A 24,570-nucleotide genomic window follows, 5' to 3' on the forward strand; every position below is an offset into this window, starting at 1 on the left:
GAGGCGAGGCGGGTGAGGTCGGCGAGCGGTGGCGGGGTGGTGCGGGTGAAAATGACGTACTCCTTACCTACTCGTCTAGTCATGTGAGCCGTTGATGATGTCGACGCCGGATCGCGTACCGGATTCGATCGTGGGGGCGAGGAAGGTCTGAGAGAGCCAGAAGCCGAACAGGGTGATCACGACGACCACCCAGAGCCGGACTCCGAGGAACTTGACCGCGCCCCAGGCGAAGAAGCCGAGGACGACGACCAGCGGCAGGCTGACGTTCATGGTTCGGGTCCTTTCAGCGGACGGGGCAGCGGTGGGTGCGGGCGGCGAGTTCGGCGGCGGTGCGGGAGTCGTAGTCGGCGGAGAAGCCGCAGCGCGGGGCCGTACAGGCGGCGGTGTGCTGTTCCCGGCCCCGGTTGTCGTACGACGTGCCGACGCGTACGGGCCCGATGCGGACCACGTTGCGGAAGCGGCGGTTCGGCGTCACGGGGATCGTTCCTCTCGTAGATGGGTGGCGATGGCGTCGGCCATGGGCTGAGGGACTCCGAGCCGGGCGCGGAGTGCGGACGGGTCGATGTGCTGTCCGGTACGGGTGCGGTGTTCGGCGGCGATCTTGCGGGCGTGCGCGACGAGGGCGGCGGGTACGGCCGGAGGCGGCGGTAGTGCAGCGGCCGGGACCGGATCGGGTTCCGGTTCGGTCGGGGCGGTGGTGTGGGCGAGGAGGGTTCCGCCGAGGAAGGCGAGGGCGGGCCACCCGGCCACGGTGATCCGCAGCCATGCGGGGACGTCGTCCAGGTCGAGGAGTCCGGCGGTGGCGATGTTCGCCCCGAGGGAGGCGGCCAGGGCGATCAGGAACCAGCACCAGGCCACGGCCCTGGACTCCCCCGCCCGCAGCTTCCGCCAGGCCGCCACCATCAGCAGGTCGACACTGACCGGGTAGGCCCATGCCTTCCAGCCGTCCTGCCCTGCCGCCACCGCCAGGTCATGGAGGTGGGCGAAGGACAGCACGGCGGCGATCACGGCCTGGACCAGCACCGCGTTCACACGTGCCAGTCGGGCGCGCATCAGGCACCCGCCGGCCGGAAGCGTTTGAGTGCGGGGAGTTCGGGGGTGAGGTGGGCCGTGTTCCGGCAGGTCGCGGCGGCGTCGGTGAGGGAGAGGTAGGGCGTACGGATGCGGGACCAGCCGCCGGAGGTGTCACCGGCGACGGCGAGGCCGGGCAGTTCGGGCGGGATTGCGCACGCTGCCATGACTGCTTCGGGGGCGATGTCGCCGAGGGCCATCTTCGCGGATGCCTCGTCGTTCACCCGGTGGCAGACCCGGCCGGTCAGCTGGGCCCGGAGCATGGTCGCGCCCTTGCCCAGCTCCGCCCCGAACCGCTGCCCGCAGACCTCCAGATAGATCCCCGCGGCCCGGCCGAGCTGTGCGAGCCGGATGAGCTGGGTGACCATCTCGTCCCGCCGCTCCTCGTCCTTCCGGGACGCGACAAGGAAGAGTTCCGCCACCTCGTCCACGAGCAGCACCAGCGGTACGGGGCGTTCCGGCTCCGGCAGGCCCCAGACGTCCGACGTGATCTCCTCGTCCGGGGTGCCGGGCGCGATGCCTTGCCGGGCCCTGATCAGGTCGTACCGGTCCTCCATCTCCTTCATCAGGACCGACAGCAGCCCGGAGGCTTCGGCCGGGTCCGTCGCGAGGGCGGAGAGCCGGGGCGTGAAGGGCGCCAGCTCGACGCCCCGCTTGCAGTCGATCCCGACCAGAGCCACCGGCTGCGGCGCCAGACCGGCGACCAGGTGACGCAGGAACATCGACTTGCCCGCCAGCGTCGCCCCGAGGGTGAGCCCGTGGGGAACGGCGCAGTAGTCCCGTATGTACGGTGTCGCGTCCTCCCGCAGCGCCACCGGCACCCGCAGCAGACCGGGCTCCGGCACCCTCGGCATCCGCACGTGCCGCAACACGTCGAACCCGACCACCCGCAGCTCCACAACGCCCGGCTTCAGCACGGTCACGTACACCCCGTGAACACCCCAGGCGTGCCGCAGCCGTTCCGCCGACGCCGCCACATCGGCCGGTTCCTGGCCGGGCGCGAGGCGGAGCCGGAGCCGTAAGCCGGTCGAGGTGGGACGGGGCAGACCCCGCCGGGGCGGTACGGGCCGGATCTCGCGGCGGGTTGTGGCCTTCAGCGCCAGGACCCGCAGCCGGGACGGCGGAACTGTCAGCCCGCATGCCTCCATGACCGAGGCGTATGTGGCCAGCAGCCGGGCGGTGGCTATCGGAAGTCCGACTCCGGTCCAATAGAGGCCCGGGTGGCGAGCCCTGGTGTAGGCGGCCCCGGCACCCAGTACGGCGAGGGGGCCGCCCACGCTCAGCAGGGTCGTCGCGTCGGCCGTCATGCCGAGGCTCCGAGGGCGGCCGGGAACACGGCCGGGGTGACGGCGGCGGCGCGGAAGGCGATGCCGTGACGCTGCTGGCCGTTGAAGGTGCTCTCCCAGGGCCGGGCGACCAGTCCCGGCAGCGCGACCGGCGCACCGAGCGCCAGCCCCTCCGCCACCCCGCTCTCCGGCACGACGACCTTGACCAGCGACGACTCCCCGTCCTCGATGTACACGACGCCCAGGGTCATCAACGTCTCGCCGTTGACAGCATCCTTGGCGATCTCGCCGGTCTTCCGGTCGCGAACCTTGGGCTCGGGAGCCTCGGTCAGCAGGATCGTCGCCGCCGAGGTCTCCACACGGATGGTGCGCATCAATCCATCTCCCCATCTACTCGTCTAGACAAGAACCTTCCCGCGCCTGCGAGTTCGGAGGCGCGGACGATCACCTTGGCACATAACTTGCCCACTCGTCTATACGAGTATGCCTGTGGGGATGTACGAGTTCGGAGAGGGGGCCCCGCGCATCACCGTTCACCGCAGGTCAGGCCATCAGGTCGCCGGAAGCTGGTAGTTGAGGACGTATGCGTCCGCCGCCATCACGGTGTCGCAGACTTCGACGGCCCGGCCCTCGGTGTCGTACGCGGTCCGGATCAGATGGAACACGGGCACGCCGGACGCCAGCCGGAGCGTCTTCACCTCCGTGGGCGAGGGCATCCGGGCGCGGATCTCCTCCTCGAAGCGGTCGAGCCGGTGGCCGAGTTCTTCGAGGCGGGCGTAGATGCCACCGGGGCCGGGGTTGGGCTCGGCGATCTGCGTACCGCGGGCGACGTCGAGGGGGAGGTACGAGGTCGCGAACTCGACCGGGCGGCCGTCGAGGAGGTAGCGGCGGTGCCGGGCGAGGACACGGCGTACGGAACCGAGCCGGGCGGAGATGTCCTGGCTGGCCTTCTCCTCCTTGACCTCCAGGCTGTCGACCTGGGGGTGCCCGCCAGCCGCGTCCGCTTCGACGAGGAACGCGGACTTGCCCTGGTTGCGGTGGCGGCGGGCGAAGCGGTCGGAGGCGAGTCGACGCACGGGCGGCCGGGGCCGTACGAACACGCCCTTGCCGTGCTCGGCGTGCACCAGGCCCTCGCCCTGGAGGACGGAGAACGAGTTGCGGACGGTCATCCGGGAGACGCCGTAGTGCTCGACCAGTTCGGCTTCGGAGGGCAGCTTCTCCCCCTCCCGGAACCGGCCGCGGTCGATGGCATCGCGAAGCTGGTCCGCGATCTGCCGGAAGACCGCGCGATCGCTCGTGGGATCGAGATCACCGATGATGCCGGTCGGAAGCGAGGTCATGCGTACTCCTTTAGGTATCTAGACGAGTGGGCGAGTGTTGTTGCTACGGTGGTGAGCCTAGCCAGCCGAGAGGGCCGAGGAACGTGAGCACTGACCGTCCGCACTCCGTGAGCGTCGCCGGGGTCGTCGTGGACGAACAGGGCCGGGCCCTCCTCATCCAGCGGCGCGACAACGGCAAGTGGGAGCCCCCGGGCGGGGTCCTCGAACGCGAGGAAACCATCCCGGACGCGCTCCAGCGCGAGGTTCTCGAAGAAACCGGCCTGAAGATCGCACTTCCCGCGACCCTGACCGGCGTCTACAAGAACATGACGGGCCTGATCGTCTCCCTGGTCTTCCGCTGCGAGGCCGCGGACGGCACACCCACCACCGGAAGCGAGACCCGCGCGCTGCGCTGGGCCACCCGCGAAGAGATCACCGAACTCGCCGACGAGGCGTACGCGATCCGGGTGCTCGACGCCCTGGACGCGGCATCGCCACCGGCCGTGCGCGCCCACGACGGCGTGAAACTCGTCTAGCCCGAACCCGCTGCACATGCGGCCTACCAGCACGGAGGAACTTGTATGCACGAGTATACGAGCAGGGCCCAGGTTTGGGGACTGTCCTGCCCAGGTCGGGTGGAAGAGGTCAGCCGGGCCCGCCGCTGGACCCGTGACATTCTGCGCGGATCACCCATGGCGGAGGACGCCGAGACGATCGTCAGCGAGCTGAGCGCGAACGCGGTCCTCCACACGGCGAGCGGCCGGGACTACGGGACGTTCCACCTGGCCCTCGCCCTCTCGCCCCGGGTCGTCGCGCTCTCGGTCACCGACGCGGGCGCCACGGATGCCGTCCCCAAGATCGGCCACCCCTCCGAGGACGCGATCCACGGCCGGGGCCTGGACATCGTGAACACCCTCGCCCACCGGCTCGTCATCCTCGACGGCACCCAGGGCCGCACCATCACGGCGGAGCTCTTCGCCGGCCCGCACCGGGCAGGCCGACCATGGTGACCACGGCCTTACGCGCCTACGACTGCTGGGCCGCCGCCCGCACCCGCGATTCCACCGAGCCCATTTCCCTCGGAACCCGCACGGCACCCAGCCCCCGCCTCGCCCTGCGCTGGCTCCGGAACCGCACGGCAGCCATCACGGCCCAGCTCGACCCGCCGTACGCCCGCCCGGGACGGGACTGGCTCACCGACGAGGCCGAACAGGAAGAGGCTCTTGCCCTTCTGGCGACGGGCCACGCGTACCGGGTCACGCTCCACGACGACCAGACGACATACGTCATCGCCGCCACGCCGCCGAGGACGGCCGCATGGTGACCACGACCCCGGGCTACTGGTGCGAATGCCGGACCACGGACATATTCGTCGCTTCGATCGACGCCCCCACCGCGGACCACGCGGTCCGCTGGATCGCGATCGCCCTCCACACGATCCTCCCGGCCCTGGACCTGGACGCCTCAGCCCATGCCTGGCGCTGGCTCCAGCAGGACCGCCACACCACGACCGAAGACCTCCACCAGGGCCGACCGGTCACCCTCACCATCACGACGCCGACCACCCTCATCACCTGGACAGCCCGCCCGGCCCTCTTCCTCCCCCTGGCGCACCGCCACAACATCCAACTCCCACCCTGCGCAGGAGTCTTCAGACCCACACCCACCCCGTGAGTTACAACTTTCTCTACTGTTTCAAGGCGCCGCGCAAGCGCGTCGCGCGCGGCCCGGCCTCTCGGCCCGGGCCCGACGTTCCTGTCTCCGCCCCACTCCGGCCCCGGCCCGGCCGGTCCGCGCGACAAGCTGCGGGGAGAACCCCTCTGTGGCTGGGGGTCGGCTCCACGGCTTTAGGCAGCCACCATGCGGTGAGCCTCGAAGACCGGGGGCCCACTCGGACCAACAGCGGGCAGGTCCACAGACCGCCCGAGCCGCGAAAGCTTACGGGCCCCCGGCCTCTCACCCCATGGCAGCTCCCGCCCAAAGCCGCTCCACCAACCTCAGACGTCAACGCGCCCGCGTCAGCTCAGCCAGCATCCGGTCGGTGTCTGGTTCCGTGATCTCCCACCTATCAAGATCACCGCTTACCTTGTAGAAGGGCTCAAGAGCCGCCAAGGCGACCTTTGCCTCGTGCATGAGGTCGACGAATCGGTCAATCCCTCGCTCTCTCAGCCGTTGGTTGTATGCCTCAACCGTGGCCTCATCGCCTCCGACGTAGTGCGCAGGAACCCCGTGCGCGAAGTGGCGAGCTACTTGAGCGCTGCGGAGGGCCGAAATCGCGATATTGAACGCCTCTCGGCGGGTCCGTCGCCACGCGAGATGAGCCGTCAGCCACGGCGCCAAAGAGGCGCCAACAAAGGCCCCAACAAGGCCCAGTACCGGAGTCCACCAAGTGTTCACTCAACCCCCTATTCCTCTTGCTGGCCAAAAGACGCAACCAACCCCCAGTTGAGTTCCGGCAGCCCCCACCCACACTGCTTCGAGACCAAGAGACCCGTGCCCCATCCGTGCCCGTTCTCTCGGGATATCACGGTGAACCACGGCGTCGAGCGGGCATCACCAACACGAACGACCCCCGACCATTTCACATGGTCAGGGGCCGTTTCAACGTGCGGTGGGTGTGGGATTTGAACCCACGGTGACTCGCGCCACGACGGTTTTCAAGACCGTTCCCTTAGGCCGCTCGGGCAACCCACCCAGCGCCCCGCCGTGTCCGGCGTGGAGCGGCCTACAGCGTACCGGCACGGCGGCCGGTGTCGCAGCAGCCTTCCGCAGGGTCAGGAGCTGTCGCCCGTACGGGAGCCGAGGGTGAGGGTTGTCTTGGACTCCTTGCCGTCGCGCTCGTAGGTCAGGGTGACCTTGTCGCCGGGCTTGTGGTTCCAGATCTCGCTGATCAGGGTCGGGCCGCTGTCGACGGGCTTGCCGTTGAACTCGGTGATGACATCGTTCGCCTTGAGGCCGGCCTTGGCCGCCGGGCCGGTCGGGGGAACCGCCGGGCCGCCGTCGCTGCCCTTCTCCGGGATCCGGGCGCCGCCGGCCGCACCGGAGACGTCGACGGTGGCGCCGATGACCGGGTAGACGGGCTTGCCAGTTTTGATCAGCTGCTCGGCGACGTTCTTCGCCTGGTTGATCGGGATGGCGAAGCCGAGGCCGATGGACCCGGCCTGGCCGAGGCCGTTGCCGGTGGACTGGATGGCGGAGTTGATGCCGATCACGGCGCCGCGGGCGTCGAGGAGCGGGCCGCCGGAGTTGCCCGGGTTGATGGAGGCGTCGGTCTGGAGCGCGCTCATGTAGGAGTTGATCCTGCTGTTGGCCTCCCCGCCGGAGGCGACCGGGCGGTTCTTGGCGCTGATGATGCCGGTCGTGACCGTGTTGGACAGGCCGAAGGGGGCGCCGATCGCGATCGTCGAGTCGCCGACGGCGACCTTCTCGGAGTCGCCGAGGGCCAGCGGGGTCAGACCGGACGGCGGGTTCTTGAGCTTGAGCACCGCGACGTCGTAGCCCTGGGCCCGGCCGATGACCTCGGCGTCGTACTTACGCCCGTCGGAGAACGTCACCGCGAGGGTGCCGCCTTCCGCCGCGGAGGCCACCACGTGGTTGTTGGTGAGGATGTGGCCCTGCTGGTCGTAGACGAAGCCCGTGCCCGTACCGCCGCCGGAACCGCCGCTGCCGGGAAGCTCGGCGCCGCCGCCCTCACGGCTCGACTTCGCTTCGATGGTCACCACGCTCGGCAGCGCCTTCGCGGCGACCGCCGCCACCGTGCCCGGCTCCCGCTTGAGGTCCTTGGGGATCTCCGTGGACGTGATCGTCGTCGAGGAGCTGTCCTCGTCACGGTCGGACGCGGCCCAGTAGCCCGCGGCACCGCCGACGCCGCCCGCAACGAGGGCGGCGACCAGAATCGCGGTGACCAGGGTGCTGACGCGCTTGCGGCGGCGGGGCTTGGGTTCGGCGGGCGGGACCGGGGCGCCCCAGACCGGGCCTTCCCCTCCCCCGTACGAAGGGAGGGCCGGCGGAGCCGCCCAGTCCGCACCCTGCGCGGGGGCCGGGGGAGCCGTCGGCGGCGCGACCGGCGCGGGGGCCTGCGGGTAGTCGGGGGAGCCGGACGCGGGGGTCGGCGGGTAATCGCGGGAGCCGGGCGGCTGCGCCGGAGGGTTCGCCTCCGGGCCGGGTGCCGCGGCGGGCGGTACGGGCGCGGACGCGCCGGGCGCGGGTGCCGGAGCCGCGGCGGGCGCCGGGGGCGGCCCGTCGGGAGCAACCGGCGGCACAGGGGGTACGGGCGGGGTCGCCGGGGTCCCCGACTGCTGCGCCGGTCCCTCGGTGCCCTCGTACTCGGTGCTCACAGTTTCTCTCCTCCGGGGTCCACAGATGCTCGTATCGGTCGGGGAATCCGCTCTGCAACTGTCTCGGATCAGCATTTCCCACAGGCCGTCAGACCACAGTAAGCAGGACCTGTGCTTATAGCGTCCTCCCTTTATATGCGACAAAACGGTCGGAGGCGGTGAGCAGCCGGAGACCGGTCCGGCGGACGCTCCGTCCGGCCGTGCGCCGGGCGCACGGCAGCGTTTCCGCGCCCCCGCGCACATCACGGGCCCCCGCGGTGACACCATGACGCGGTGACCTCAGCACGACAGCAGAACATCCAGGTCGTGGCCCACCGCGGCGCCTCCGAGGACGCCCCCGAGCACACCCTGGCCGCGTACATGAAGGCAATCGAGGACGGCGCCGACGCCCTCGAATGCGATGTCCGGCTCACCGCCGACGGCCACCTCGTCTGTGTCCACGACCGGCGCGTGAACCGCACGTCCAACGGGCGGGGCGCCGTCTCGGCCCTGGAGCTGGCCGATCTCGCCGCGCTCGACTTCGGCACCTGGAAGGGGCGCGAGGACTCCGCCGAGAGCCCCGACTGGGGTGATCCGTCCCTCACCTCCGTCCTCACCCTGGAGCGGCTCCTCGAACTCTCCGCCGACTCCGGGCGCCGCATCGAGCTGGCCATCGAGACCAAACACCCGACGCGCTGGGCGGGCCAGGTGGAGGAGCGTCTGCTGCACCTCCTGGCCCGGTTCGGGCTCGCCGCCCCGGCATCGGCCGCGGAGTCGCCCGTACGGATCATGAGCTTCTCGGCCCGTTCGCTGCACCGGGTCACGGCGGCCGCACCGACCCTGCCCACCGTCTATCTGATGCAGTTCGCGGGTCCGCGGCTGCGCGACGGGCGGCTGCCCGCGGGGGTACGGATCGCGGGCCCGTCCATCCGGATGATCCGCAACCACCCGGAACACGTCGACCGGCTGCACCGGGCGGGCCACCAGGTCCACGTCTGGACGGTCGACGATCCGGCGGACGTCGAGCTGTGCGCCCGGCTGGGCGTGGAGGCGATCATCACCAACCGGCCGCGACAGGTGCTCACCCAGCTCGGCCGTGACAGCGGTGACGGTGACGGCAGTGGCGATGTCGGCGGGGGCGGCGAGCCCACCGCCCCCGGGATGTAATACGCGCCACATCCGGGCCGCCACGGCTCCGGCGATCTCCGGCCCCCGACCGACCGCTTGCCACGCTTTCGCACCGGTACGAGAAGGAATGCCCCGCCTTAGTTGCACATGACACCCACTACGGGGAGTGCACCGGCGCATTCACAACGTACTCCCGGGTCAGGAGTGCCCCATCAGGCCGCTCGGGCCCGGTTTCCGGCCCGGCCCATCGGGGCATTCACACGGTGGCGTGGGGCAAAGGAGGTCTCGGGGGTGGCGTTGGTGGTGGCACAGCACGTGCCCACGTCGTCGAGCATGGCCGTACCCCATGGCCCTGCGGGCGTGGGTGAGGCAAGGCACCGAATGCGTGAGCATCTACGCATGAGCAAAGTGCCCGAATCGGTTGTCGACGACGCGATGCTGATTCTTTCCGAACTGCTCAGCAATGCCTGTCGGCACGGCAGACCACTGGGTCATGCGGATCGCGGGGACGGCAGCATCCGGGCCGCCTGGCGCGTGGACCGGGCCGGACGGCTCACGGTCGAGGTGACGGACGGCGGCGGACCCACCCGGCCCGTGCCGTCGACCCCCTCGGTCACCGCGCGCGGCGGTCGCGGGCTCCAGATCATCACGGCCCTGGCCCAGGAGTGGGGCGTCCGCGACCATCCGGCGGGCGAGGTCACCGTATGGGCGCTCATTGCGGACGGGGCTCGCCGCGATGCGTACGCTACGCGCGTCACCGGCGGCGCCCCGGGGTTCGGCTTCGGGTTCGCCGAGCCGTACGACGGGGGCTACGACTCGTCGTACGACCCCTCGTACGACGGGCCGTACGACGGGGTCGCGTAGCGCACCCGGGATCGCGCCGAACGTGTTCGCGTAGAGCCTGCTCCGTACTTCGTACTTTGTACTTTGTATGTCGTACGTCGTACGGAGCAGGGCGATAGGGCCGGTGCGGCCCGGGCCCCGGGCCGCACACCGTGGAGCAGCGGCCCGCGGCGCGGCGGCGCGGGGTGCCCCGCAGCACCGGGTGGCCGTCGGTCGCCGGTCGCCGGGTGGTCGCATGCGTGCCGTCCGGGATCGGGTGCGTGCCGTCGGGTTGCCTTCCGGGTGCCGTGGCTTCCCCGGAGCGCGGGGCGACTAGGCTCGCGCCAGGACCGACAGACCTCACGACCCAGTCATCCCGCGCCACGTGCCGCACCTATCGCACCACGCGCCGCTGTATCCACGGGAGAAGCCGCACCATGGCCAAGAAGCGCCCCCAGACCTCATCCGCCGAGCAGCAGCTGAAGGGCCGGGCCGTCGGTGCCAACGAGCCCGTGCCCGTGGTCGGCGCCCGCGAGCCCTGCCCCTGCGGATCGGGCCGCCGCTACAAGGCGTGCCACGGCCGGGCCGCCGCGCATGCCGTCACCGAGCTGGTGCAGCGCCCGTTCGAGGGGCTGACCGGCGAAGGCGACTGGGTCGCCCTGCGCGAGCTGGTTCCGGCCGCGACGGTGGAGCTGACGCTCAAGGGCGGGCTGCCCGACGGCGTACCGTCCGTGACGCTGGCGACCGTACTGCCGATGGCCTGGCCGGCGCTCCGCCGCGACGACGGCTCGGTCCTCCTCGGCGTACAGAACGACACCGCGTCCGGCGACCTCAGCCGAGACCTCGCCGACACCCTGAGCCGTGCGCTCCAGGCGGAGCCGGGCACTCCGGTCGCTGCCGAGCGTGCCGCTTCGGACCAGGGCCCCCGGCTCCAGGACCTGCTCGACCCGCATGCGCCCTTCGAGCCCGTGGTGCACTCCGGGTTCGAGTTCTGGGTGCCGGAGGCCGAGTCCGCGTCCCCGGACGTCGCCGCTTCCCTGGAGCGGGCGAACGCCGCCGCGCTCCCCACCGTCAAGCTCTCCGGCGTCGAGTCCGCCTACTGGTGCGAGACCCCGGAGAAGAACCATCTGCGGTGGGTGATGACGCACCCCGAGGAGGAGCTGCTCTCCGCGCTGGCCAGGCTGCATGCGGCCGGGGACAGCTCGCTGGGCGAGGGCACCCGGCTCGTCGGCTCGTTCCGGGCCCACGGCCTGGTCGTCCCGGTCTGGGATCTGCCCACCGGGATGGGCGCGGAGGAGTGCGAGAAGCCCGCGGCCGCGTTCGCCGAGCGGCTCGCCGGGGCACTGGCCTCGGACGCCCCGCTCACCCCCGAGGAGCGCCGCGCGCGCGGCGGACTCACCAATCGGCAGATCACGCTGAGCTGAACACGCCAATTATTGCGGCCGACGCACAACTGGCCTGAACACGACGCCCTGTTGAATCCCGGGCCGGTTCCGGCCCGGGATCCGTGGTCGGAGCAGGTCCGCGGTCCGGGAATAGCGGGTGACTCCAGTCACAACTCCCGCCGTACTCAGCCGTTTCTCTGTCCGAATAACCGAGATCGAATTTGCGAACCGCAGATCTCTTGTTACCGTTCTAAGAGCCCGGTCGCTGGTGCATCCCCCGTCGCCAGCGACCGGGCCTCTGTCGTTTCCGGGTACAGGCGCAACCTGACCGAAAAGTCGGACCGGAAGTTCCGCTTCCTCCCGGCTTCTGCCCGGCCTCTTCCCGCGTTCCCCGCGGCTCTTCCGGCTCTTGTGCCGACGCTCAATGCTGCGTCGGATCAACGGAGTTGCTGCCGGAGCGGAGCAGCAGCGGCCCGTCGCCCCGAGCGCCCGCGCCGGACCCCGGAACGGGTCGGCTCCCCGGCCGGGACCCGCCTCCCGCCTCGGCTCCCGTCCCGACTCCCGCCCCGGTCTGTGCGCCTTCCGCCGCCGCGAACTCGGCCACCGCGAAATAACCCCGCAGACCGCGGGAAGGCACCTTCGGCGTCTCACAGACGCCCGGCTCATCGCCCGCTTCCACCACGCAGTTCATCTGAAGCGTTCGGCGTCCGGGACCCATGAGAGTCAGTACGGAAGTCAATTCCCCGCCCGTGGCATTCCGGTAGTACGTACGCCCCCAGGTGGCACGGCCATCGGTCAGTACACACGTCTGGGCCTCGACTCCGTCCGGAGAGGTGAGTTCCGGTCCGCAGTGCGCCCGGGTGGCGCCCGCGGACCCGGCTCCGGATGCCGCACCGGGCGGCTCCGCACCCGCCGGACCGGCGGCTTCCGTGGCCCCGGGTGCCGTGCCCTGCCCACGGCTGGGGTGATTTCCGGCCGAGTTTCGGGCGATGCCGTCCGGCTCCGCCGCCGCGCTCCGGGTCGACGGCCCGTCCGCACCGGAGGCCGCGGGCGGCCGGCCGGCATCGGGCTGCCGGCCGTCCAGGGCCCGTACGATCCCGGACCCGTTCGGCACCCGGCCTTCACCCGCCACAGCTGCCAGCGGCGCCAGGACAGCTGCGACCACGACCGAGGTGATGCCGACCATGCGGAGATTCATGGACACCTGCCGACTGCGAGAAACGGCGGAGGACGGGGGAAGCGCGAGAAGCGGGAGAAGCAGAGGCGGAGCGGCGGAGCGAAGGGGACGAGAAGGAGGGAGAAGGATGAAGAAGGAGGAGCGAAGAAGGCAGCGGCAGCGGGCAGCAGGAGGAGGAGCACGGGCAGAGAAGGTGAAGCCTTGGGTACGGCTGCGGGCCGCTGAGCCCGGGGAACACCGGCAACACCCGGGCAGCGGTGCGAGCAACCGGTGCGGGGCGACGATATCCGTGTCGTACGGGGGCGGGAGGTGCCGCGCACCCGATTCCCGTACAACTCGGGCCTACTCCTACCCGTTCGGGTGACACCCGGGAAACAGAAAGGCCGGGCCCGTAGCCGGGCCCGGCCTCTGGATCAGTCGCAATCGGCCGGGATTCAGTGCGCCAGCCGACTGCCGCCGTCCGGGGCGTTCGTGCTCGCTTCCACCAGGGCGTCGACCATCGTCTCCACGTCCGGCAGCCAGGGTGCGGCCGCCCCGGGCGCGGGCTCCCGCTCCCAGCGGACCTGCCCCGTCCCGGTCTCCGACGGCGGCAGGACCAGATAGCCGCCCTCCCCGTGGAACCGCAGCGAACCGGGCACCCGGTCCTTCACGTACAGCAACTCACCGAGCCGCTCCAGGCTGTACGGCGCGACCAGCAGCGACCACCGGGTCGGTGTCGCCACGACGGGCCCCAGCCGTACTCCCATCCGGTCCAGCTCGGTCAGCGCGGCCGCCCCTGCGAGGGCCGGCAGGCTGACCGCGCAGGGCGCCTTCCCACCGGTGGCCAGAACCACCGGTGCGGTGGGGCGGTTCGTCCACCACCAGCGCAGCATGCGCTCGTCGGTGGTTGCCGCCAGAACTCCGGAGTCGAAGGGGTGTGCACCGGGAACGGCGCACTCCGGGTCGGGGCAGGCACAGCGCCGGCCACGACCACCACCGGCAGCGGCCCGTCCCACCCCGGGGATTACGGGCCATCGCCATGCGGCGCAGGTGAGCGCCGCTTCGAGCTGTGCAGGCTGTACCGGGCCCCTCTTGCGCCACAACCGAAGCCTGCGTCGCCTTCCGAGGATCTCGCGCATGTGCGCTCGTTCCTTTCCGTTGAACGCCGAGGTCCACATCACACCATGTGTGCAGGTTTTCACTGTGCATACGAATACGCGCTGTGTGTACGTACTGCGTGCGCATACGTACCTTGTCCGCTGCTGGTTCCGCGAAGCCCGGTACGTACCTACGGATCGGCTGGTCGGCGCCGGTCCCGCCCTGCTGTGCCGGAGGCCTCGACCGCCACCGGCAGGGGCGTCCCCCGACTGACCTGCGGCAGTTTCGCCGCCCGGGGGCCGAACGTGGACGTGCTTCATCAAACGCGTGATGAGGGACGTGTGCCTGACGCTTGCGTGTCCCGTTATAGCCGGACGGCGCCGCGCGCGCGGCCCGATCGGCCTTTTCCCCTCCGCCCGGCGGTCGGTCCGGGTGGCCTGTCCGGGGATCGTTCTCAGGTGCCGTCACGGCCCACGGACTGTAGGACGCCCCGGCTCGTCACCGGGTTCCGGGACTTTCCAACTGACCCCGGACGTCACCTTTTACGTACTTTACGTACCCGCCACGTTCGGTGCGACGCATCCGTCCGGCCACCGACGACAGGTCACTCCAGGATCGTTCGCCCCGGAGGGATCCGTCGAAGGATCACCGTCGAACATGTTCAGTCGATCGCAATTGATGGCGAGCAGCGGCATTTTTCAGCCAAGTTCACCAACTCGTGACGAATATCCTTCACTCCGGAACCCTCAGTCAAGAGCATCTCAAAGCATGCTCAAGCTCCCGTAGACACCATCAATCCCACCGGTGCAATGCTGGACATCCGCTGACATGTGCGTGTAGATGTGGATCCATTGCTGGCGGCGCAAAATGACCTGGGGGTTTGCAATGCTTCGGCGTGAAATGCACCCATTGACAAGACCGCTCCGATGAGCACCCCTCACCTTCCGAAAGTGGCCGGAATCGACTCTTCGATTCCCCACTCCGCACAGACTGCGGCGGCTCCGTCCACGACTGCCTCCGCTTCCTCGCCGGCCTCGCCCGAGCCGTCGGAACCGTCGGAACCAACCGCTCCGGGTGGTACGACTCACTCTGGTTTCCCGGGGAGTTCAGCTTCGCCGGGGGGCGCTCAGGTGGTCGAAGGGGCGCATACGGATACCGGCGCGCCGGTCTCGTTCGGCGAACGCGCGGAGGACCGGGTGGCCGATCTCACCACTCTGCACGAGCTGACCGACAGGCTGACCGCCGTCACGACACTCGACGCGGCCCTCGACGAGGTGCTGCGAGCGGGCGCCGCGATCATCGGTGCCCGCCGCGGGCTGATCGTCCTCGAACCCCCGCCGGGCACCGGTGCGCTGACCTCGCCCGGGTCCATCACCCGTGGTTACGGGCTCAGCCATGCGGAGCTGGGCCATATCGAGACCGTGCCGCGGCCGCTGACCGCCTACGGCCGCATCCTCGAAGGCACAGCAGACACAGCAGACACAGCAGGGACAGCAGGCACAACGGCCTCTGCGGACCTGCCGGACACAGTGGAACTGGTGGACACAGTGGACGTCAGGGGCGCGGCCGTCGCCCACCCGGACATCCTCAACGACCACTCCCTCGACCCGCTGCGCCGCAAGGTCGCCGTCCATTTGGGCTGCGCCGCCGCGTACACCCAGCCCCTGGTGTCACGGACCACCGGCATCCTCGGCGCGGCCGTCTGGCTCTACGACACGCCCACCGCGCCCGCCGACCGTCACCGCGGGCTCGTGAACGACTACATGCGGTACGCCGCCGAGCACCTGGCCCGTCTTGTCGAGCTGACGGAGGCGCGGCGGGCCGTCGCGAGCATCGCCGAGGAACTGCTCCCGAGCCGGCTGCCCCTTGTCCCCGGCGTCCGCCTCGCGGTCCGGCACCGCACCGGACCGCACGGCCCGCGCGGCCACTGGTACGACGCCCTTCCGCTGCCGGAAGGCGCCCTGGGCCTGGCCGTGGGTTCGGTCGGCGGTACGGGCCCCGGGGCGCTCGCCGCGGTGGGGCGGCTGCGCGCCTCCCTGCGCGCGTACGCGGTGATGGAAGGCGAGGATCCGGTCGCGGTGCTGTCGGATCTGGAACTGTTGCTGCGGCTGACGGAACCGGCCGGGACGGCGACGGCGCTCTTCGCCTACGCCGAGCCCGCCGCCGGGAAGATGGTGCTGGCCGGGGCCGGGCACACCCCGCCCCTGCTGATCGGCGAGCGGCGCACGGAGTTCGTGGAGACATCGCTGTCGGCACCGCTCGGCATGCTCGCCTGCTGGGAGGCGCCGAGCGTGGAGCTGTGTCCCGAGCCGGGAGAAACGGTGCTCCTCTATACGGACGGGCTGCTGCGGCGTACCGGCGAGCCGATGGACCGGGCGTTCGCCCGGCTGCACACGGCGGCGGCGAGCGTGCCGCGGACGGCCCGGGAGGACCCCGGGGCGGTCGCCGACCATGTACTGCACACGCTGTTTCCGCAGGCCACAGGCCCTGCCCGACGTACGGAAGAGAGCGCGCCGGTGTATTCCTGCGGGCGCCCGGACGAGAGGGTCCGGCGGCCCGTGTGCGGGGGCGGGCGCGGCCCGCGGGACGGCTTCGGGCCGGGGGCGCCGCGCTCCGCGGCGTACGGCGGCAGGGACGGCGGCAGGGACAGCGGCAGGGACAGCGGCAGGGACAGCGGCGACGGAAACGGGGACGGGGACGACATCGTTCTGCTCGCCGTCCGCTTCGACTGACCCCGGCCGCCCGGCGGGACGGCAGGCCGGCGGAAGGGCAGGACGGGCCTTCCAGTGGTACACCCGTTATGTCGGAATCCTCACACCTTTCGAGGCCCCCTTCACGACACACATACGATGGAGTCCGGTCCGATGACGTGTCGAGGAGGCAGACGTGGCCGAGGAGCTCATCCCGAGTACCCCGGAAGAAGAAGAGCAGTCGGCGAAGCCGCGTAAGAACGGCCTCTACCCGGAGGTTTCCGAGGAGCTTGCCGCGAACATGGCAAGTGGCTGGGCGGACACCGAGCAGCGCGACCTGAGCCCTGTCGAGCAGGCCTCCTATGCCGCCGAACGCCGTGCGGCGCTCTCGGAGCGCTTCCCCGGCGAGCGTCTGGTGGTTCCCTCCGGGAAGCTCAAGACGCGGTCCAACGACACGGAGTACCCCTTCCGTGCCGCGACCGAGTACGTGTATCTGACCGCCGACCAGAGCGAGGACGGCGTCCTCGTCCTGGAGCCGACCGCCGACGGCCACGAGGCCACCCTCTACCTGCTGCCCCGCTCCAACCGGGAGAACGGCGAGTTCTGGCTCTCCGGCCAGGGCGAACTGTGGATCGGCCGCCGTCACTCGCTGACCGAGAAGGCGGCGCTGCTGGGCATCCGGACCGGGGACGTCCGCGAGCTGGCGGGCACGCTGCGCGAGGCCACCGGGCCCGTGCGGGTGGTCCGCGGCCATGACGCGGAGATCGAGTCGGCGCTGACCGACAAGGTCACCGGCGAGCGGGACGAGGAGCTGCGGATCTACCTCTCCGAGGCGCGCGCGGTCAAGGACGCGTTCGAGATCGGGGAGCTGCAGAAGGCCTGCGACTCGACCGCACGCGGCTTCGAGGACGTCGTCAAGGTTCTCGACCGGGCTCAGGCGACCAGCGAGCGCTACATTGAAGGAACGTTCTTCCTGAGGGCTCGCGTCGAGGGCAACGACGTCGGCTACGGCTCCATCTGCGCCTCCGGCCCCCACGCCACCACCCTCCACTGGGTGCGCAACGACGGCCCGGTCCGCTCCGGCGATCTGCTGCTGCTGGACGCGGGTGTGGAGACCACCACCCTCTACACCGCCGACGTCACCCGCACCCTGCCGGTCAACGGCCGCTTCGACGAGCTTCAGCGGAAGATCTACGACGCGGTGTACGACGCCCAGGAGGCCGGGATCGCGGCCGTGAAGCCGGGCGCGAAGTACCGTGACTTCCATGACGCGGCCCAGCGGGTGCTGGCCGAGCGGCTGGTCGAGTGGGGTCTCCTGGAGGGCCCGGTCGAGCGGGTCCTGGAGCTGGGGCTCCAGCGCCGCTGGACCCTGCACGGCACGGGTCACATGCTCGGTCTCGACGTCCACGACTGCGCCGCCGCGCGCACCGAGGCGTACGTCGACGGGACGCTGGAGCCGGGTATGTGCCTGACGGTGGAGCCGGGTCTCTACTTCCAGGCGGACGACGTGACCGTGCCCGAGGAGTACCGGGGCATCGGCGTCCGGATCGAGGACGACATCCTCGTCACCGAGGACGGCAACCGGAACCTGTCGAACACGCTGCCGCGGCAGGCCGACGAGGTCGAGGCCTGGATGGCGTCGCTGCAGAGCTGACCGGAAGCCGGGCCGCCGACCGGACCCGGGAGCCCGGCCGACGGCCGAGCCCGGAAATGGATCCGGCGGCCGGCCCGGGAACGAGTCGGCGGCCGGCCCGGATGCGGAATCGCCGGAGGACGCGGATGCGCGAGGTCCCGGTGGGGGGAAGCCCCCTCACGAGACCTTGAGCAGCGCGTCCTCCCGCCATTTCAGGATCTTGTCGAAGCTGACCACGGCACCCCGCCCGGGGCGGTTGCTGAAGTGCACATGGTCGGCCAGCTCCTCGATGAGACAGAGCCCGCGGCCGCTCTCGGCGGTGGCGGCGGCCGTCCGGTCCGCCTGCCACTCGGCGGGCCACTCCGGCGCCCGGTCCGGCGGGGCCTCCACAGGGCCCCCACCCCGCGGTCTCTCCGCCCGCTCCGCTGCCCGGCCCGGCAGGGACCCGGCGGATCCGACGGGCTCGCCCTGCCGGTGCGGCCGGTGCGGGGGCCCGTCCGGCGAACGGTCCGGCACCCGGCCGGAGGTTCTGCGCGGCGGGCCGCCCGTGGCCCGGTCCGCGGGGCCCTCCCGGCGGCTGCCAGGCCCGGCGGATCCACCCGGACCGCCCGGCCCACCCCGTACGTTCGGTACGTCCGGTACACCCGGTACCCCAGCAGCACCGGCAGCACCGTCGGCACCGGCGGCACCGGCGGCACCGGCGGAGCCAGAAGCCCCCGGACCCTCCTGAACCCCGGAAGGTACGTCGGAGTGGGCGCAACCACGCCCGTGCCGGGGCGATCCGCCGGGGAAGCCCGGCCCCGAGTCGGACACTTCGATACGGCACTTCTCGCCGTCCAGATACGCGGTGACGCGATAGGCGCCGGCGGGACCTCCGGGGCCCGCGCCGCCGCCGTGCTCCACGGCGTTCGCACAGGCCTCGCTGAGCGCGACCGAGAGGTCGAAAGAGATGTCGGGATCGACACCCGCGGTCTCCATCGTGCCGATGAGGAGCCGCCGGGCGAGCGGAATGCTCGCAGCTTCGCGCCGCAAGTGCAGAGACCACCAGATGCTCATGCTCCAGCCTCCTGGCTGCGGCTCGACATACCGATACGTATTGCCCCAAGACACGGTCCGTAAGCACAGAGTTGGTGTGATTGCGCTCATTCGGCGGAAGCGCGCCCATGGCGCAAAGGTGTATGCCGGACGGGTGAAGCTGTGACCAGGGTGATCGGGAGTGTCGAAAGGCCTGTACGGGGCGGGCGCGACGGAGGCGGCATCCGTGACGGCAGCGCCGTTTCCGGCCCGTCCGCGGCCCGGCGGTCCCCCGCTCCGTGGCCGGTCGCCACCGGTCGGCAACCGGCCACCCGGGCTCCTCGCCGGCCGGCAGACCTTGACCGGTCTTGATCCGTATTGCCCGCTACGCGCAGGGGCGGACCTGCCGTACGACGGCGGAAACCGCAGTGGGATGATGACCGGGCCATGTCCTCCCTGTCGCCCCGGTCCGGTGCACCCACCGGAGCCGGTCTCCGGCTGCTGCGGGCCGCGGTGTTCACCGCGGTCTGTGTCGTGCTGTCCGCGACGGGGCATGCGCTCGCCGCCTGCGCGGGCGTCCCCTGGTGGACGCTGGCCGCAGGGCTCGCCGGGACCTTCGTCCTGGTCCTTCCCTTCACCGGCCGGGTGCGTTCGCTGCCCGCCGTCGTCATGGCGCTCACCGCGGGCCAGCTCGTGCTCCACCTTCTTTTCGGCCTGGGCCAGCGGCAGCCCGACCGGCTCGGGCCGACCGGGGACGACGCGCTGATCCGGATGGCCGCGAAGCTGCTCTGCGGTCCGGGTTCGGCGACGATCGGCCCGGACGACGCCCGCCGGGTCGTGACCATGGCCGGGCTCACCCCGCCGGACCAGGGCGGCCACCCGGGCCACGAGGCCGCCGGGCAGGCGCTCGGCCGCGCCGAACTGCTGCCCTCCCTCCCCATGCTGCTCGCGCATCTGCTGGCCGCCGTGGCGACCGGCTGGCTGCTGCGGCGTGGGGACCTGGCGCTGCTGCGGCTCGCCCGGCTGTCCACGGATTCCGCGCACGAGGCCTGCGAGCTGATGACGGAGGCCGCGCGGCTGCGGTCGCTGCGCGCCGCCCTTGCGCTCGTACGCACGCTCCTCTCCGGTCTCGTACGCCTTCCGGCCCCCGGGGTCCGCCCCGGGCGGCCCGGGGACGCTCCGGCGCCTCCCTCGGCCGAAGAGGCGCTTCAGCACACGGTGATCAGGCGCGGGCCGCCCGCCCGCCTGGCCCTCGCCGCCTGACACGGCCGACTCGACGGGAGTGCGGCCGTGGTGTCCGCGTGTCCCGTACACCGGCACGATCACCGTTCCTCCCTTCTCCGTGGAGTGTCCTCACCATGAGCGTTTTCTCCGGTTCGCAGGCATCTGCACCTTCTTCTTCCGGTACGACGGCCCGTGCGACGGCCCGTTGGTCCGCCCGGACGGTCGCCCTGCTGGCCGGGGCCGGTGCCGCTTCGCTGCTGCTCGCAGGCCCCGCCGCCGCCCATGTCGGCGTGCAGCCGCAGGGCGAGGCAGCCCGGGGCGGCTATGCCACCGTCGGCGTCAAGGTCCCCAACGAGCGGGACGACGCCTCCACCGTGAAGCTGGAGCTCGCCCTCCCCACCGAGCACCCGCTGGCATCCGTCCTGCCCCAGCCGGTGCCCGGCTGGAACGTCGAGGTCACCAAGGCCAAGCTCGCAAAGCCGCTGACCGTGCACGGCAAGCAGATCACCGAAGCCGTCTCCAAGGTCACCTGGACCGCCGCCGGATCGAAGATCGGACCGGGCCAGTTCCAGCAGTTCCCCCTCTCCATCGGACAGCTGCCCGAGAACGCGGACCGGCTCGTCTTCAAGGCACTCCAGACGTACGACAACAAGGAAGTCGTGCGCTGGATCGAAACCCCCGAGGAGGGGAAGCCGGAGCCCGAAACCCCCGCGCCGGTGCTGACGCTGTCGGAGGGCACCGGCGGCCACGGCGCACCCGCGGCCGACAGAGCCGAGGGGCACCACGGCGGCACCGGTGACACGTCCGCGAACGCTTCCCGGGACGCGGACTCCTCCGACACCCTCGCCCGCACCCTCGGGGTGATCGGCATCCTGGTCGGTGCCGCGGGCGTCGCATTCGGTGTCTTCGCCGGCCGCCGCCACTCCGGACGTACCGACAGCGGTACCTCTTCATGAGCCGTATCCCCCCGTTCCGTTCCCTCTCTTCCAGGAAGTCCCCCATGCGAAAGAAGACCGCGCTGGTCGCCGTGTTCGCCGCGGCCACGGCACTGACCCTCTCCGCCTGCTCCGGAGAGGGTTCCGGCAAGGACTCGGACAGCAGCTCCGTCGCCGAGATCTCGGCTCCCAAGAACACCAAGCCGGGAACCGTGCTGGACCAGCCCTTCCAGAAGCCCGCGCTGGTGCTCACGGACACCCAGGGCAAGCCGTACGACCTGCGCGAGCGGACGAAGGGCAAGCCCACCCTGCTCTTCTTCGGCTACACCAGCTGCCCCGACGTCTGCCCGCTGACGATGAGCAACCTCGCCATGGCGAAGAAGAAGCTCCCCCAGGCCGACCAGGAGAAGCTCCAGGTCGTCTTCGTCACGACCGACCCCGAGCGGGACACCCCCGCCCAGCTGGGCAAGTGGCTGCCCAGCGCCGGAGACCCCTCCTTCACCGGACTCAGCGGCGACTTCGCCAAGATCCAGGCCGCGGCCCGGTCCGTCGGCATCGGCATCGACCCGCCGAAGAAGGAGAAGGACGGCTCCGTCAGCTCCATGCACGGCGCCCAGGTCATGGCCTTCTCCCCGAAGACCGACCAGGGCTATGTCGTCTACGGAGAGGACACCACTCCCGAGGCATACGCCAAGGATCTGCCGAAGCTCCTGCGCGGGGAGAAGCCTTGAGCACCGGACCGGGACGGCGCAGGGGCGGGGCGGGCTCCCTGATAACCGTCGCCACGGCCGCTGCCGTGGCGGCAGCCCTGACGCTGACCGGATGCTCCACGGAGTCCTCGGGGCCCACCGGCTCCTCCCACGGTAGGCCGGATGCGCCCGAATTGACAGTAAGTGGCGAATTCATGCCACAACCCGTCAGTGACATGGCCGCGGGGTTTCTGACCGTACGGAACGGGGGAGGGAAGGCCGACCGGCTGACCTCCGTCACCAGCCCCATCTCCGACACCGTCACGATCCACGAGTCGAAGGGGCAGCGGATGCGGAAGGTCGACTCCTTCCCCATCCCGGCCGATGGAGCGCTCGCCCTCGAACGCGGCGGCAGCCACATCATGTTCGAGCAGTTGAAGCAGCGGCCGAAGAAGGGCGAGAAGGTCTCCGTCGAGCTGCGCTTCGAGACGTCCGGCCCGATCCGCGTCGAACTCCCTGTCATGGAGACCGGCTACAACCCCTCCAAGGCCACGACGGGTGAGACGGACGGGAAGGACGGGAAGGACGGGAAGGGCGCGCCGGAAACGGGGTCCGGGGCCGCCGGAGGTTCCGGTGCGCCGTCGGGCGCCACGGACCCGGCGCAGTCCCCGGAACCGGCCGACGGCCGCCCGGCGGAGCACACGTCCGAGCACCACTGAGCGAAGGACGAACGGACACACCATGACACCCACCACCGCCCCGCCCCGCCCACCGGTCCGCCGTCTCCCGGGCGACGGACCGGTCCGGGCCCTGCTCGCCGCCCTGGTGCTGGTCGGCACGGTCTTCGGCACCCTGCTGACGGCCGCGGGCCCGGCGGCCGCCCATGCCGCCCTGACGGCGAGCAACCCGAAGGACGGGGCGGTGGTGGCCACGGCACCCGCCGAGGTCTCACTCACCTTCTCCGAACACCTCGCCATGGGCGACGACTCCATCCGGGTCCTCGAACCCGGTGGTAAACGGGCCGACACCGGCCCCGTCCGCGATCTCTCCACGGACGGCCGAGTCGTCCACGCCGTCGGACTGCGGACCGGGTTGCCGGACGGCACGTACACCGTCGCCTGGCAGGCCGTGTCCGCGGACAGCCACCCCATCTCGGGCGCGTTCACCTTCTCCATCGGCGCGCCCTCCGCGACCACCGTCCCGCTGCCCGGCGGCGAGACGGGCGGCGGGCTCGTCGGCTTCCTTTACGACGCCGCGCGCTATACGTCGTACGGCGGCTTCGCCCTCATGGTCGGCGGCGCCGCGTTCATCCTGCTCTGCTGGCCCCGGGGCGCGTCCGTCCGTCCCCTCCAGCGGCTCGTCGCCCGGTCCTGGACCGTGCTGACCGGCGCGACCCTGGCGATGCTGCTGCTCCGCGTCCCGTACACGGGCTCCGGGAAACTGGCGGACGCCTTCGACCTCGCCGGGCTGCAGGACGTCCTGGAGACGAAGACGGGCGCGGCCCTCGTCTCCCGGCTGCTGCTGCTCGGGGCCGCCGCGCTCTTCATCGCCGTGCTCTTCAGTACGTACGCCCTGCGAGTCCGGGCGGCTGCCGCTGACAGCGACGGCGCCGGTGACGAGGCGGAGGGGAAGGAAGGCGGACGGGCCGATCTGGCCTTCGGCCTCGGCGTCGGCGGGACCGTGGTCAGCGCCGGGATCGCCGCCACGTGGGCGCTCTCCGAGCATGCCTCGACCGGTATCCAGACCGGGCTCGCCATGCCCGTGGACGTGCTGCACCTGCTGGCCGTGGCGGGCTGGCTGGGCGGGCTGGCGGCCCTGCTGATCGCGCTCCGCCGGGAGCCGTCGATCGAACCGGCGGCGGTACGGCGGTTCTCGACGGTCGCCTTCGTCTGTGTGGTCGTCCTGGCGGTGACCGGGCTCTACCAGTCCTGGCGGCAGGTCGGCTCCTGGTCGGCACTGACCGGGACGGAGTACGGGCAGCTGCTGCTCGCCAAGGCGGCGCTGGTGGCCGTCCTCGTCGTCATCGCCCGGTTCTCCCGGCGGTGGACGGCCCGGCTGGTCACCGCACCGGCCGTACCCGGCCCGCAGAAGTCCCCCGAGAACCCCGAGAACACAGCAGGCACAGCAGGCACCGCGGCAGTCGATCCCTCGGACCGGTCCGGGGATCCGGGGAAAGCGGAGCAGGACGGGACCGGGTCGGCGGTCGATCCCGCGCGGGCCGCGCAGCTGGCCCGGCAGCGCACCGCCCTGGCCGACGCCGCCCGCCGGAAGGCCCGGGACGCCGATCCCGTACGGTCCGGACTCCGCCGCGCGGTCCTCGCCGAAGCGGCCGTCGCGGCGGTCGTGCTCGCGGTGACGACGGCCCTGACGGCCACCGAGCCCGGCCGTACCGAGGAGACGGCGGACCGGGCGGCCGTGAGCGGCAGCTCCCCCTCGGCGGACTCCCGGCCCCGGGGACCCGCCGAGACCACGATCCCCTTCGACACCGGCGGGCCGAACGGCAAGGGCACGATCCGGCTCACCCTCAATCCGGCGGCCCCGGGCGCCAACGAGCTGACGCTGCGGATCACCGGCACGGCCGGAAAGCCGCTGGAAGCACCCGAGGTGAGGGCCTCCTTCACCCTCCCGGACCAGCAGATCGGCCCGCTGCCCGTCACCCCCGTGAAGGTGGCGCCGGGGCAGTGGCGTGCCGATCGGGTCCAGATCCCGATGCCCGGTGACTGGCGGGTCAAGGTGACCGTGCGGACCTCGGACATCGACCAGACCACCGTCGACGAGAACGTGAAGATCGGCTGACGTACCCC

At 71.3% G+C, this 24,570-nt stretch carries 21 protein-coding genes, 1 tRNA gene and 3 pseudogenes; 14 read left to right on the plus strand and 11 right to left on the minus strand.

Annotated features, from left to right (window positions below; translation table 11 throughout):
- Nucleotides 1-75: 75 nt before the first annotated feature.
- From B7R87_RS15490 to B7R87_RS15515, 6 genes are all read right to left on the minus strand, one after another.
- Nucleotides 76-270 carry a hypothetical protein gene (locus B7R87_RS15490; RefSeq protein WP_006348144.1) on the minus strand — a complete coding sequence of 65 codons (195 nt, stop codon included), beginning with the start codon at nucleotides 268-270 and terminating at the stop codon, nucleotides 76-78.
- Between the two features lie 13 nt (nucleotides 271-283).
- Nucleotides 284-475: a mobile element transfer protein gene (locus B7R87_RS15495; protein ID WP_006348143.1), complete on the minus strand. Its 192-nt coding sequence runs from the start codon at nucleotides 473-475 to the stop codon at nucleotides 284-286.
- The gene (locus B7R87_RS15500; RefSeq protein WP_006348142.1) at nucleotides 472-1,053 is read right to left on the minus strand and encodes a DUF2637 domain-containing protein; all 582 of its coding nucleotides are present in this window, start codon (nucleotides 1,051-1,053) and stop codon (nucleotides 472-474) included. Before B7R87_RS15500 ends, B7R87_RS15495 begins: the two co-directional genes overlap by 4 nt.
- Nucleotides 1,053-2,378: an FtsK/SpoIIIE domain-containing protein gene (locus B7R87_RS15505; protein ID WP_006348141.1), complete on the minus strand. Its 1,326-nt coding sequence runs from the start codon at nucleotides 2,376-2,378 to the stop codon at nucleotides 1,053-1,055. Before B7R87_RS15505 ends, B7R87_RS15500 begins: the two co-directional genes overlap by 1 nt.
- Entirely contained in the window at nucleotides 2,375-2,731 is a 357-nt protein-coding gene (locus tag B7R87_RS15510; RefSeq protein WP_006348140.1) for an SCO3933 family regulatory protein, read from the minus strand. Before B7R87_RS15510 ends, B7R87_RS15505 begins: the two co-directional genes overlap by 4 nt.
- A 177-nt stretch (nucleotides 2,732-2,908) precedes the next feature.
- Nucleotides 2,909-3,697, minus strand: coding sequence for a GntR family transcriptional regulator (locus B7R87_RS15515; protein WP_006348139.1), 789 nt, complete (start codon nucleotides 3,695-3,697; stop codon nucleotides 2,909-2,911).
- 107 nt (nucleotides 3,698-3,804) lie between these two features.
- On the opposite strand from B7R87_RS15515, the gene B7R87_RS15520 reads away from it, so the two are divergent.
- Genes B7R87_RS15520 through B7R87_RS15535 form a run of 4 tightly spaced genes read left to right on the plus strand, consistent with a single transcriptional unit; the run spans nucleotide 3,805 to nucleotide 5,350 of the window.
- Complete coding sequence (locus B7R87_RS15520; protein WP_040915612.1) at nucleotides 3,805-4,212, plus strand: NUDIX hydrolase; 408 nt, start codon at nucleotides 3,805-3,807, stop codon at nucleotides 4,210-4,212.
- Between the two features lie 45 nt (nucleotides 4,213-4,257).
- Complete coding sequence (locus B7R87_RS15525; protein WP_040915611.1) at nucleotides 4,258-4,686, plus strand: ATP-binding protein; 429 nt, start codon at nucleotides 4,258-4,260, stop codon at nucleotides 4,684-4,686.
- The gene (locus tag B7R87_RS15530; RefSeq protein WP_045852974.1) at nucleotides 4,680-5,000 is read left to right on the plus strand and encodes a hypothetical protein; all 321 of its coding nucleotides are present in this window, start codon (nucleotides 4,680-4,682) and stop codon (nucleotides 4,998-5,000) included. The genes B7R87_RS15525 and B7R87_RS15530 overlap by 7 nt, the downstream gene beginning before the upstream one ends.
- Complete coding sequence (locus B7R87_RS15535) at nucleotides 4,994-5,350, plus strand: hypothetical protein (protein ID WP_006348135.1); 357 nt, start codon at nucleotides 4,994-4,996, stop codon at nucleotides 5,348-5,350. Before B7R87_RS15530 ends, B7R87_RS15535 begins: the two co-directional genes overlap by 7 nt.
- Nucleotides 5,351-6,285: 935 nt before the next feature.
- Here B7R87_RS15535 and B7R87_RS15540 read toward each other — a convergent pair.
- Nucleotides 6,286-6,370 (minus strand) — tRNA-Ser (locus tag B7R87_RS15540).
- A gap of 80 nt (nucleotides 6,371-6,450) precedes the next feature.
- Nucleotides 6,451-8,013 (minus strand): S1C family serine protease, encoded by a 1,563-nt coding sequence (locus B7R87_RS15545; protein WP_130584993.1) that lies wholly within the window; start codon nucleotides 8,011-8,013, stop codon nucleotides 6,451-6,453.
- A 273-nt stretch (nucleotides 8,014-8,286) separates the two neighbouring features.
- Here B7R87_RS15545 and B7R87_RS15550 point away from each other — a divergent pair, with 273 nt between their 5' ends.
- From B7R87_RS15550 to B7R87_RS15560, 3 genes are all read left to right on the plus strand, one after another.
- Nucleotides 8,287-9,159, plus strand: a complete 873-nt coding sequence (locus B7R87_RS15550) for a glycerophosphodiester phosphodiesterase (protein ID WP_045852973.1) — start codon at nucleotides 8,287-8,289, stop codon at nucleotides 9,157-9,159.
- Nucleotides 9,160-9,324: 165 nt separating this feature from the next.
- Nucleotides 9,325-9,984, plus strand: a complete 660-nt coding sequence (locus tag B7R87_RS15555; RefSeq protein ID WP_078902257.1) for an ATP-binding protein — start codon at nucleotides 9,325-9,327, stop codon at nucleotides 9,982-9,984.
- Between the two features lie 395 nt (nucleotides 9,985-10,379).
- Nucleotides 10,380-11,366 carry a DUF5926 family protein gene (locus B7R87_RS15560; protein WP_006348131.1) on the plus strand — a complete coding sequence of 329 codons (987 nt, stop codon included), beginning with the start codon at nucleotides 10,380-10,382 and terminating at the stop codon, nucleotides 11,364-11,366.
- 1,572 nt (nucleotides 11,367-12,938) lie between these two features.
- Here B7R87_RS15560 and B7R87_RS15565 read toward each other — a convergent pair.
- Complete coding sequence (locus B7R87_RS15565; RefSeq protein ID WP_040915601.1) at nucleotides 12,939-13,622, minus strand: bifunctional DNA primase/polymerase; 684 nt, start codon at nucleotides 13,620-13,622, stop codon at nucleotides 12,939-12,941.
- Between the two features lie 1,089 nt (nucleotides 13,623-14,711).
- Between B7R87_RS15565 and B7R87_RS15570 the strand changes: the two genes are divergently transcribed.
- Nucleotides 14,712-16,313 carry a PP2C family protein-serine/threonine phosphatase gene (locus B7R87_RS15570; RefSeq protein ID WP_233168836.1) on the plus strand — a complete coding sequence of 534 codons (1,602 nt, stop codon included), beginning with the start codon at nucleotides 14,712-14,714 and terminating at the stop codon, nucleotides 16,311-16,313.
- 154 nt (nucleotides 16,314-16,467) lie between these two features.
- The gene (locus tag B7R87_RS15575; RefSeq protein WP_006348127.1) at nucleotides 16,468-17,925 is read left to right on the plus strand and encodes an aminopeptidase P family protein; all 1,458 of its coding nucleotides are present in this window, start codon (nucleotides 16,468-16,470) and stop codon (nucleotides 17,923-17,925) included.
- A gap of 156 nt (nucleotides 17,926-18,081) precedes the next feature.
- Here B7R87_RS15575 and B7R87_RS15580 read toward each other — a convergent pair.
- Together B7R87_RS15580 and B7R87_RS15585 are read right to left on the minus strand one after the other, a co-directional pair.
- Nucleotides 18,082-18,240 (minus strand): annotated as a pseudogene (locus B7R87_RS15580) (ATP-binding protein); the annotation flags it as partial.
- Nucleotides 18,241-18,636: 396 nt separating this feature from the next.
- Nucleotides 18,637-18,960, minus strand: a pseudogene (locus tag B7R87_RS15585) (ATP-binding protein); the annotation flags it as partial.
- Between the two features lie 405 nt (nucleotides 18,961-19,365).
- On the opposite strand from B7R87_RS15585, the gene B7R87_RS15590 reads away from it, so the two are divergent.
- The 5 genes and pseudogenes from B7R87_RS15590 to B7R87_RS15610 all read left to right on the plus strand — a co-directional run bounded on the left by B7R87_RS15590 (nucleotide 19,366) and on the right by B7R87_RS15610 (nucleotide 24,562).
- A complete protein-coding gene (locus B7R87_RS15590; RefSeq protein ID WP_006348124.1) occupies nucleotides 19,366-20,181 on the plus strand; it encodes a hypothetical protein in 816 nt (271 codons plus the stop codon).
- A gap of 95 nt (nucleotides 20,182-20,276) precedes the next feature.
- Nucleotides 20,277-21,098, plus strand: a complete 822-nt coding sequence (locus B7R87_RS15595; protein WP_006348123.1) for a YcnI family copper-binding membrane protein — start codon at nucleotides 20,277-20,279, stop codon at nucleotides 21,096-21,098.
- A gap of 44 nt (nucleotides 21,099-21,142) precedes the next feature.
- Nucleotides 21,143-21,808, plus strand: a complete 666-nt coding sequence (locus tag B7R87_RS15600) for an SCO family protein (protein WP_006348122.1) — start codon at nucleotides 21,143-21,145, stop codon at nucleotides 21,806-21,808.
- Nucleotides 21,809-21,846: 38 nt separating this feature from the next.
- Nucleotides 21,847-22,314, plus strand: a pseudogene (locus tag B7R87_RS15605) (copper chaperone PCu(A)C); the annotation flags it as partial.
- A 193-nt stretch (nucleotides 22,315-22,507) separates the two neighbouring features.
- Nucleotides 22,508-24,562, plus strand: a complete 2,055-nt coding sequence (locus tag B7R87_RS15610) for a copper resistance protein CopC (protein WP_006348120.1) — start codon at nucleotides 22,508-22,510, stop codon at nucleotides 24,560-24,562.
- Nucleotides 24,563-24,570: the final 8 nt, after the last annotated feature.

The sequence above is a fragment of the Streptomyces tsukubensis genome, from assembly GCF_003932715.1.
Classification (GTDB): domain Bacteria; phylum Actinomycetota; class Actinomycetes; order Streptomycetales; family Streptomycetaceae; genus Streptomyces; species Streptomyces tsukubensis.

Coding starts and splice junctions, on each gene's coding strand:
- B7R87_RS15510 (WP_006348140.1), bottom strand. CDS start 2,731: ATGCGCACCATCCGTGTGGAGACCTCGGCGGCGACGATCCTGCTGACC.
- B7R87_RS15535 (WP_006348135.1), top strand. CDS start 4,994: ATGGTGACCACGACCCCGGGCTACTGGTGCGAATGCCGGACCACGGAC.
- B7R87_RS15595 (WP_006348123.1), top strand. CDS start 20,277: ATGAGCGTTTTCTCCGGTTCGCAGGCATCTGCACCTTCTTCTTCCGGT.
- B7R87_RS15600 (WP_006348122.1), top strand. CDS start 21,143: ATGCGAAAGAAGACCGCGCTGGTCGCCGTGTTCGCCGCGGCCACGGCA.
- B7R87_RS15490 (WP_006348144.1), bottom strand. CDS start 270: ATGAACGTCAGCCTGCCGCTGGTCGTCGTCCTCGGCTTCTTCGCCTGG.
- B7R87_RS15610 (WP_006348120.1), top strand. CDS start 22,508: ATGACACCCACCACCGCCCCGCCCCGCCCACCGGTCCGCCGTCTCCCG.
- B7R87_RS15505 (WP_006348141.1), bottom strand. CDS start 2,378: ATGACGGCCGACGCGACGACCCTGCTGAGCGTGGGCGGCCCCCTCGCC.
- B7R87_RS15500 (WP_006348142.1), bottom strand. CDS start 1,053: ATGCGCGCCCGACTGGCACGTGTGAACGCGGTGCTGGTCCAGGCCGTG.
- B7R87_RS15590 (WP_006348124.1), top strand. CDS start 19,366: ATGTCCTCCCTGTCGCCCCGGTCCGGTGCACCCACCGGAGCCGGTCTC.
- B7R87_RS15560 (WP_006348131.1), top strand. CDS start 10,380: ATGGCCAAGAAGCGCCCCCAGACCTCATCCGCCGAGCAGCAGCTGAAG.
- B7R87_RS15525 (WP_040915611.1), top strand. CDS start 4,258: ATGCACGAGTATACGAGCAGGGCCCAGGTTTGGGGACTGTCCTGCCCA.
- B7R87_RS15515 (WP_006348139.1), bottom strand. CDS start 3,697: ATGACCTCGCTTCCGACCGGCATCATCGGTGATCTCGATCCCACGAGC.
- B7R87_RS15565 (WP_040915601.1), bottom strand. CDS start 13,622: ATGCGCGAGATCCTCGGAAGGCGACGCAGGCTTCGGTTGTGGCGCAAG.
- B7R87_RS15530 (WP_045852974.1), top strand. CDS start 4,680: ATGGTGACCACGGCCTTACGCGCCTACGACTGCTGGGCCGCCGCCCGC.